Raw genomic sequence first — 8122 nt, 5'->3', positions numbered from 1 at the left:
TTGGTGGGCTGCGCGGGGGGCTCTTCCACGGTCTGTACCTTAAAAACAAACTAATTTGGGTGGCGCGCCCCTGTTGGGTGGTGGGGGGCCCCACGTCGCTATCAGACCCCAGAGCGAGGAGAACAATGACCTACCACCGCATCATGCTCAAACTGTCCGGCGAGATGTTCGGCGGCAGCCGCGGCATCGGCGTCGACCCCGATGTGGTGGCGAGCCTCGCCGGCCAGATCAAGGCGGTGGTAGAGGCAGGCATCCAGGTCGCGGTGGTGATCGGCGGCGGCAACTTCTTCCGCGGCGCCGAGCTCTCCGAGCGCGGCATGGACCGTGACCGGGCCGACTACATGGGCATGCTCGGCACCGTGATGAACTGCCTCGCGCTGCAGGACTTCTGCGAGAAGGCCGGGGTGCAGACCCGGGTGCAGACCGCGATCACCATGGGCCAGGTCGCCGAGCCCTACATTCCGCGCCGCGCCGAGCGGCACCTGGAGAAGGGCCGCGTGGTCATCTTCGGCGCCGGCTCCGGCATGCCGTACTTCTCCACCGACACCGTCGCGGCCCAGCGGGCGCTGGAGATCGGTGCCGACGTGCTGCTGATGGGCAAGCAGGGCACCGACGGCGTCTACGACTCCGACCCGAAGAAGAACCCGGACGCCCAGCGCTTCGACGAGCTCACCTACGACGACTACCTGGCCCGCGACCTCAAGGTGGCCGACGCCACCGCGATCAGCCTGGCTCGCGACAACAACCTGCCGATGATCTTCTTCGACCTCGGAGTGGAGGGCAACATCCTGCGGGTCGTGCAGGGTGAGAAGATCGGAACCACCGTCCACGCCTGAGCGAGCCACAACCACGAAAGGATCACGATGATCCCCGACATCATCAAGGATGCCGAGACCAAGATGAAGGGCGCGGTCGAGCACGCCCGCGAAGAATTCGCGGCGATCCGCACCGGACGCGCGCACCCGGCCATGTTCAACAAGCTGATGGTCGACTACTACGGTTCCCCGACCCCGCTGCAGCAGCTGGCCACCTTCCAGGTGCCGGAGGCCCGCACCGTGCTGATCAGCCCGTTCGACCGGCAGTCCATGTCCGGCATCGAGAAGGCGATCCGCGACTCCGACCTGGGCGTCAACCCCGCCAACGACGGCAACGTGATCCGCGTGGTGATGCCGCAGCTGTCCGAGGAGCGCCGCCGCGACTACATCAAGGTGGCCCGCACCAAGGCGGAGGAGAGCCGGGTGGCGGTCCGGAACATCCGCCGGCACGCCAACGATTCGGTGCACAAGCTGGTCAAGGACAAGGAAGTCGGCGAGGATGACGCCCGCGGCGCCGAGAAGCAGCTCGACGGCATCACCAAGAAGTACGTCGACGGCATCGACGAACTGCTGAAGTCCAAGGAAGCGGAATTGCTGGAAGTCTGATGGCGGGCGAGCAGGAGGCTTCGGCAGCCGACCCGGCAGTCCGGAGATCGCGCGCCGGTCGCGATCTTCCGGCCGCGATCGGGGTCGGCCTGGCCCTGGCGGCCACCGTGGTGCTCACCCTGCTCTACTGGCACTGGGGCTTCGTGCTGCTGGTGACCGCGATGCTCACCCTGGGCACCGTCGAGTTGCACGATGCGCTGAAGCGGATCGGGATGAACTCGGCGGTGATCCCGATCCTGGCCGGCACCGTCGCGGTGATCTGCGGCTCCTACGCCGCCGCCACCCAACAGGGGCCCGGCGCCCTGCCCTGGCATTCGGTGCTGCTCGGCTTCCTCGGCGCCACCACCTTGGCGGCGCTGATCTGGCGGATGCCGGGGGGTGCCGCCGGCTACGTCAAGGACGCCGCGGCCAGCCTGTTCACCATCGGCTACATCCCGCTGCTGGGCTCGTTCACCAGCCTGATCCTGGCCTCGCCGAACGGTGCGGCCAAGATGGCCACCATCCTGCTGGTGGTGATGGGCACCGACACCGGCGGCTACGCGGTCGGCGCCCGCTTCGGCAAGCATCCGATGGCGCCGCTGATCAGCCCGAAGAAGACCTGGGAGGGGATGGCCGGCTCGGTCATGCTGGCCACCGCGGTCTCCATCCCGCTCACCGTGTGGTGGCTGGGTTCGTCGTGGTGGGTGGGGCTGCTGCTGGCGCTCACCATCGTCGCGGCCGGCACCTGTGGCGACCTGATCGAGTCGCTGGTGAAACGCGACGTCGGCATCAAGGACATGTCGTCGTTCCTGCCCGGCCACGGCGGCGCCATGGACCGGCTGGATTCCATCCTGGTCGCCGCACCCGTTGCCTGGCTGATCCTGTACCTGCTGGTCCCGAACTGACGAGGGCGAACATCCGATGACCGACCAACCGACCCCGTCCGGCGACGGCCTGCGGCCCGACGAGATCAGCGCCTATTCGGCGCTGGAGGACCGGGTGCGCGCCGGAGCGACGGTGCCGTTGACGATGGCCGCGCCGCGGCGCGGCAAGCCGCCGCGGCATTGGCTCGACCTGGGCCGCGACGAGCGCCGGGACGCCGTGCGCGAGTTGGGCCTGCCGGCCTTCCGGGCCGACCAGATCTCCCGGCATGTCTTCGAGCACCTCGACCTCGACCCGTCCGGCTGGACCGATCTCCCCGCGGCCGACCGTGGCCGGGTGGCGGAGGCGTTCCTGCCGTCCCTGCTCACCTCGGTGCGACCGCTGTCCTGTGACGGTGGGACGACGCTGAAGACCTTGTGGCGGCTGTTCGACGGCTCCCTGATCGAGTCGGTGCTGATGCGCTACGGCGTGCCCGGCATCCGCTCGTCCGGGTCGGGGCGCAACCGGGCCACCCTGTGCATCTCGTCCCAGGCCGGCTGCGGCATGGCCTGCCCGTTCTGCGCCACTGGGCAGGGCGGGCTGCAGCGCAACCTGAGCGCCGCCGAGATCCTGGCCCAGGTGGTGGCCGGCGCCCGCGCTCTGCGCGACGGCGAGATCCCCGGCGGCCCCGGACGGGTGAACAACATCGTCTTCATGGGCATGGGCGAGCCGATGGCCAACTTCAAGGCGATCATGGCGACGATCCGGACGCTGACCGCGCCGGCACCGCACGGGCTGGGGATCAGCGCCCGCGGCATCACCGTCTCCACCGTCGGCCTGGTGCCCCGGATCAACCAGCTCGCCGAGGTGGGCATCCCGGTGACCCTGGCGGTCAGCCTGCACGCCCCGGACGACGAGCTGCGCGACGAGCTGTGCCCGATCAACACCCGCTGGAACGTGGCCGAACTGGTGGACGCCGCGCACCGCTACTTCCGGCTGACCAAGCGCCGGGTGTCCATCGAGTACGCCCTGATTCGCGACGTCAACGACTCCGTGGAGCGGGCCGAACTGCTCGCCGACGTGCTGCGCCGGGACGGCGGGCACGGCTGGGTGCACGTCAACCTGATCCCGCTCAACCCCACCCCGGGGTCGAAGTGGACGGCGTCCCGGCGCCGCGACGAGGCCGCCTTCGTCGCCGCCCTGGAACGCCGCGGGGTCGCGGTCACCGTCCGGGACACCCGGGGACGCGAGATCGACGGCGCCTGCGGCCAGCTGGCCGCCAGCGTCGCTGCCGAGTAGCAGCACCGCTGGTCGAGCTTGTCGAGACCCTGCTGTGCCGGCGCCACGGGTTTCGACAATCTCAACCAGCGGCGGGTCACGGCAGCTCGGTGGCGATCTCCTGCTCCAGCCGGTAGGCGTCCGGGCGGTAGCCGGTGTCCCGGTCGAAGACGCAGCCGCCGGCCACCGCGGCGTCCGCCGCCGGCCAGTCCGGGCCATCACCGGTGATCACCGCCAGCCAGGAGCGGTGGACGGCGGCGGAGAGGACGGGGTCGGCGGCCTCGCCGAGGGCCTCCAGGACGCCGTCCCCGGAACCCAGGTCCCAGGCGTAGGGCAGGTCGAAGCAGTGCGTGGCCCGGTGCAGCGACGGCGCGTGGTAGCGGAAGTCGTAGCTCCAGGTGTTCGCCGCGGCGCCGCCGTCCGCCCGGGCCCGCACCACCTTCGCCACCGATAGCCGGAACATCCGCAGCGCGGTGATCTGCGCCCGGGTGCTGTCGGTGCCGATCAGCTCCAGTTCGGCCCAGAACGGCGCCAGACCGGCCTCGGACGCGCCCAGCGCGGCGAAAGCGGCGTCGATCCCGGCCCGGTCGACGTCGTCCGGGGCGGATCCCGGGAACTCGTTGGCCGCCGAGCCGATCAGCAGCGCGCTGTCCCGGTGCACCCCGGCGCGCAGTCGCTGACCCAGTGGCAGCAAGGTGTCGCCGTCCACGACCGGCGCCAGGGCGAGCCCGGACAGCCGGGCCTCGGACGCCCCGAGCGAGCGCACATAGTCGGCCAGCGGTGCGGTCGGCTCGGCCAGTGCCGCACCGATCTCCTCCCGTTCGGCGTCCAGCAGCCGGTCGGCATCGACCCCGCGCCAATCGTCCAGGGTCAGGCCGGCCAGCCCCAGGCGTCCGGCGACCCGGGACGCCGCCGCCCGGGACTCCTCCGGGGTCAGGTCGATGACCACCGGGGAGGCGGCGATCGCGCCGCGGAACAGGCCGTCGGCACCCGGTGCGGCGAGCAGCGCCAGCACGCTGGCGGCACCGGCGGACTGCCCGCCGATGGTCACCCGGTCGGGGTCGCCGCCGAACCCGGCGATGTTGTCCCGCACCCAGCGCAGCGCGGCGAGCTGGTCCAGGAGGCCGCGGTTCACCGGTGCGCCGTCGATCCAGCCGAAGCCGTCGAAACCGAGCCGGTAGGAGATGCTGACGGTGACCACCCCGTCGCGGTTGAACGGCCCCCCGTCGTACCAGGGGCTGGACGGCGAGCCGGCGAAGAAGCCGCCGCCGTGGATCCAGACCAGCACCGGGAGCCGGGCCTGACGGTCGCCCGGCACCGGGGTGAACACGTTGACGTTGAGGGTGTCGTCGCCCGGGAAGGACGGCTCCGGGATGGTGGTCACCGGGCCGAATTGGCGCAGCTGCGGGGTGGCGCCGGGACGGGTGGCGTCCCGCACCCCGTCCCAGCGGGCCCGCGGCCGGGGCGCGGCGAACCGCAGCGCGCCGACCGGTGGTTCGGCGAACGGGATGCCCAGAAAGGCCGCCGAACCAGGCCGCTGGATGCCGCGGACAGAGCCGGACGAGGTGGCGACGACCGGGCCGGCGTCCGGTGAGAACGGCATGGAATCTCCTTGCACAAGGGCTGTCGTGCGGTGGGCGGCGATGCCTGCCCAGACAACCACGGTGGCAATACCCGGTCAAGAAGCACCGGGCCGCTGCACCGATGTGCGGGTCGGCTCCGGACCGTTTCCGGGTTGGCCCGCCGGCAGTACCCTGTGCCAATGCGCACGACCGCCGAGGATCCAGGCTTCGTGCTTGCACCTTCCCTGCTCGACGACCTGACCACCGGCATCCTCGCCGACGCCTCCGCCGAGCGGCTGCTGGTCCGGACGCCGCTGTCCGGCCGGCCGTTGGCGGAGATCCCGCTCTCCACGCCGTCCGACGTGGTCTGTGCCGTGCAGCGGGCCCGGGCCGCGCAGCGGGTGTGGAGTTCGCTGAAGCCGCAGCGCCGGGCCGCCATCGTGCTCGAGTTCCACGACCGGATGCTGGCCGGACGCGAGGAGTTGCTCGACCTGATCCAGCTGGAGACCGGCAAGACCAGGGCGAATGCCTTCGAGGAGCTCGCCGAGGTGGCCAACGTGGCCCGCTACTACGCTCGCAGCGCCGCCGAGCTGCTCGCCCCGCGGCGCCGCCGTGGGGTGCTGCCGGTGCTCGGCGCCGCCACCCAGACCCGGTTGCCGCGTGGCGTGGTCGGCATCGTCACCCCGTGGAACTACCCGTTCGGGCTGTCGCTGGGGGAGTCGATCGCGGCGCTGCTGGCCGGCAACGCCGTGCTGCTGCGGCCCGATCCGCGCACCGCGCTGTCCACGCTGTGGGGGCTGCGCCGGCTGCAGGCCGCCGGGCTGCCGGCCGCCGTGCTGCAGGTGGTCACCGGCGACGGCACCGTCGGCGACGCGGTGCTGCGGCAGGCCGACTACCTCAGCTTCACCGGCTCCACCCGGGTGGGACGCACCGTGGCGGCCCTGGCCGCGCAGCGGATGGTCGGCTGCCACCTGGAACTGGGCGGCAAGAACGCCTGCTACGTCCGCCACGACGCCCCGCTCGACCTGGCGGTGCAGCTCGCCGTGCGCGGCGCCTTCGCCGGCGCCGGGCAGGTCTGCGTGCACTCCGAACGGCTGCTGCTGCACCGCGACATCGCGGACGCCTTCCTGGAGAAATTCCTGGCCGCGGTGGCCGACCTGCGGCTCGGGGTGGGCCTGGACTACGGCCCCGACATGGGCTCGCTGCACGGTCCCGAGCAGTTGCACCGGGTCACCGAACACGTCGAGGACGCCCGCCGGCACGGCGCCCGGGTGCTGGCCGGTGGACGGCACCGTCCCGACATCGGCCCGTGGGTCTACGAGCCCACCGTGCTGGACGGGGTCACCGCGGCGATGGAGGTGCGTGACGCCGAGACCTTCGGCCCGGTGGTCAGCGTCTACCGGGTGGACGACGACGATGCCGCGATCCGTCTGATCAACGACTCCGACTACGGGTTGCACGCCACCGTGATCAGCGCCGACCGGGCCGCGGCCCGCCTGATCGCGCCGCGGCTGCGCACCGGCACGGTCAGCATCAACGAGACCCATCTGGCGTCCTGGGGCGCGGTCGGCGCCACCATGGGGGCGCGGGGGCTGTCCGGCACCGGCGGCCGGCACGGCACCGACGGGCTGCTCAAGTACACCGTCGCGCAGAGCGTCGCCGAGCAGCGGGCCGGTGTGCTCGGCGTCCGCGGAGCCGAACGGCAGCGCCGGTTCGCCGACTGGTTCAGCCGGTCGTTGACGGCGGCCCGGCGCTCCCGGCTGCGCTGATCGCGGCCAGGGCCTCCGCGGTGGAATCCACCAGGCTGATCGCGCCGGCCATCCGGCGTCCGGCGGCCAGGGCGTGCAGCAGCGGCCAGACCGGCACGACGTCTGTCCAGTACTCGGAGCCGACCAGCACCAGCGGGGTGATCGGCTCGCCGTCGGCGGCGTAGAAGTTGGGCGTGACGGCCTGGAACACCTCCTGCACGGTGCCGGCGGCGCCGGGCAGGTAGATCAGCCCGCCGCGGCAGACCCGCAGCAGCACGTCCTCGCGCAGTGCGTTGGTGAAGAATTTGGCGATCCGGGTGGCGAACAGGTTGGGCGGCTCGTGGCCGTAGAACCAGGTCGGGACGCCGAGCGACAGCCGGCCGCAGCCGTAGCGCCGGACGATCTGCTGTGCCGAACGGGCCCAGGCGGTGACGTCCACCGACCAGGACGCCGCGGCGGCCAGTTCGTCGATCGCGGCCCGCAGGTCGGCGTCCGATCCCTCGAAGGCGGCGCCCAGGTTGGCCGCCTCCATCGCGCCCGGGCCGCCGCCGGAGATCACCACATAGCCGTCGCCGGCCAGCCGGTGGGCCAACTCGGCGCTGGCCCGGTAGGGGCCCGAGCCGCGGTGCTGGGCGTGGCCGCCCATGATCCCGACGACGCGGCGGACGTCGGTGCCGGCCAGCTCCTGCTGCAGCGCCTCGGTGATCGAATGGTCGTGCAGCGCCGCGGCCAGGTCGGCCTCCAGCCCGCCGGGTCGCAGCTGCGCCGACTGCCAGCCGAAGATCGCGGCGTCCACCGTGGCGGGGTAGCCGTGCTCCAGACCCCGGTACAGCTCGTCGGCGGTGTACAGCTCGGGCCGGTACGGGTCGAACGGCAGGTCCGGCGGACGCGGGAAGACCAGCGCACCGTGCCGGGACAGGTGCGAGGCGTCCGCCGGACGCAGCGCGCAGCCGAGGAACACCGCCCCGGTGACGTCGGAGGACCGCAGCGCAGCCGAGCGTCCGGTCAGGTCGACCGACTGCACGAACACCCCGGCCAGCGAACCGCCGGAGCTCACCCGCGCGTCGAAATCAGCCAGGGACTCCAGGTCGATCCGCACCGGCTCAGCCTACGGCGTCGGCCTACTTAAGGAAGCGCTGATCAATCATGTCCCGGCTGCGGCGTCCCGGCGGGCGATCTGCGGCCCCCAGCTCTTGCGCCGTACGTCCAGTACGCCCACAAGATCTGGCGGCCGCAGCTCATCCCGCCGGGCACGTCCTCGCTCGGAACAGCA

General features: G+C 72.0%; 7 protein-coding genes. 5 read left to right on the top strand and 2 right to left on the bottom strand.

The window, feature by feature from the left end:
* Positions 1-125: 125 nt before the first annotated feature.
* From pyrH to rlmN, 4 genes are all read left to right on the top strand, one after another.
* Positions 126-836 carry a UMP kinase gene (pyrH, locus tag QM582_RS14720; RefSeq protein WP_415085625.1) on the top strand — a complete coding sequence of 237 codons (711 nt, stop codon included), beginning with the start codon at positions 126-128 and terminating at the stop codon, positions 834-836.
* Positions 837-866: 30 nt separating this feature from the next.
* Positions 867-1421 (top strand): ribosome recycling factor, encoded by a 555-nt coding sequence (gene frr, locus QM582_RS14715; protein ID WP_415085629.1) that lies wholly within the window; start codon positions 867-869, stop codon positions 1419-1421.
* A complete protein-coding gene (locus QM582_RS14710; RefSeq protein ID WP_415085624.1) occupies positions 1421-2305 on the top strand; it encodes a phosphatidate cytidylyltransferase in 885 nt (294 codons plus the stop codon). Before frr ends, QM582_RS14710 begins: the two co-directional genes overlap by 1 nt.
* A 124-nt stretch (positions 2306-2429) precedes the next feature.
* Entirely contained in the window at positions 2430-3560 is a 1131-nt protein-coding gene (gene rlmN / locus QM582_RS14705; RefSeq protein ID WP_415085627.1) for a 23S rRNA (adenine(2503)-C(2))-methyltransferase RlmN, read from the top strand.
* Between the two features lie 76 nt (positions 3561-3636).
* Here rlmN and QM582_RS14700 read toward each other — a convergent pair whose 3' ends face one another.
* Positions 3637-5142, bottom strand: coding sequence for a carboxylesterase family protein (locus tag QM582_RS14700; RefSeq protein WP_415085622.1), 1506 nt, complete (start codon positions 5140-5142; stop codon positions 3637-3639).
* Positions 5143-5301: 159 nt separating this feature from the next.
* Here QM582_RS14700 and QM582_RS14695 point away from each other — a divergent pair, with 159 nt between their 5' ends.
* The gene (locus QM582_RS14695; protein WP_415085620.1) at positions 5302-6870 is read left to right on the top strand and encodes a succinic semialdehyde dehydrogenase; all 1569 of its coding nucleotides are present in this window, start codon (positions 5302-5304) and stop codon (positions 6868-6870) included.
* On the opposite strand, the gene QM582_RS14690 is transcribed toward QM582_RS14695, so the two are convergent.
* Positions 6827-7948, bottom strand: coding sequence for an LOG family protein (locus QM582_RS14690; RefSeq protein WP_415085619.1), 1122 nt, complete (start codon positions 7946-7948; stop codon positions 6827-6829). The genes QM582_RS14695 and QM582_RS14690 overlap by 44 nt on opposite strands.
* Positions 7949-8122: the final 174 nt, after the last annotated feature.

Origin of the sequence: Micropruina sp. (assembly GCF_047607385.1) — a bacterium.
Classification (GTDB): Bacteria; Actinomycetota; Actinomycetes; order Propionibacteriales; family Propionibacteriaceae; genus Micropruina.
Note: the sequence above shows the minus strand (reverse complement) of the source record. Positions and strands in the feature narration are given on the sequence as shown.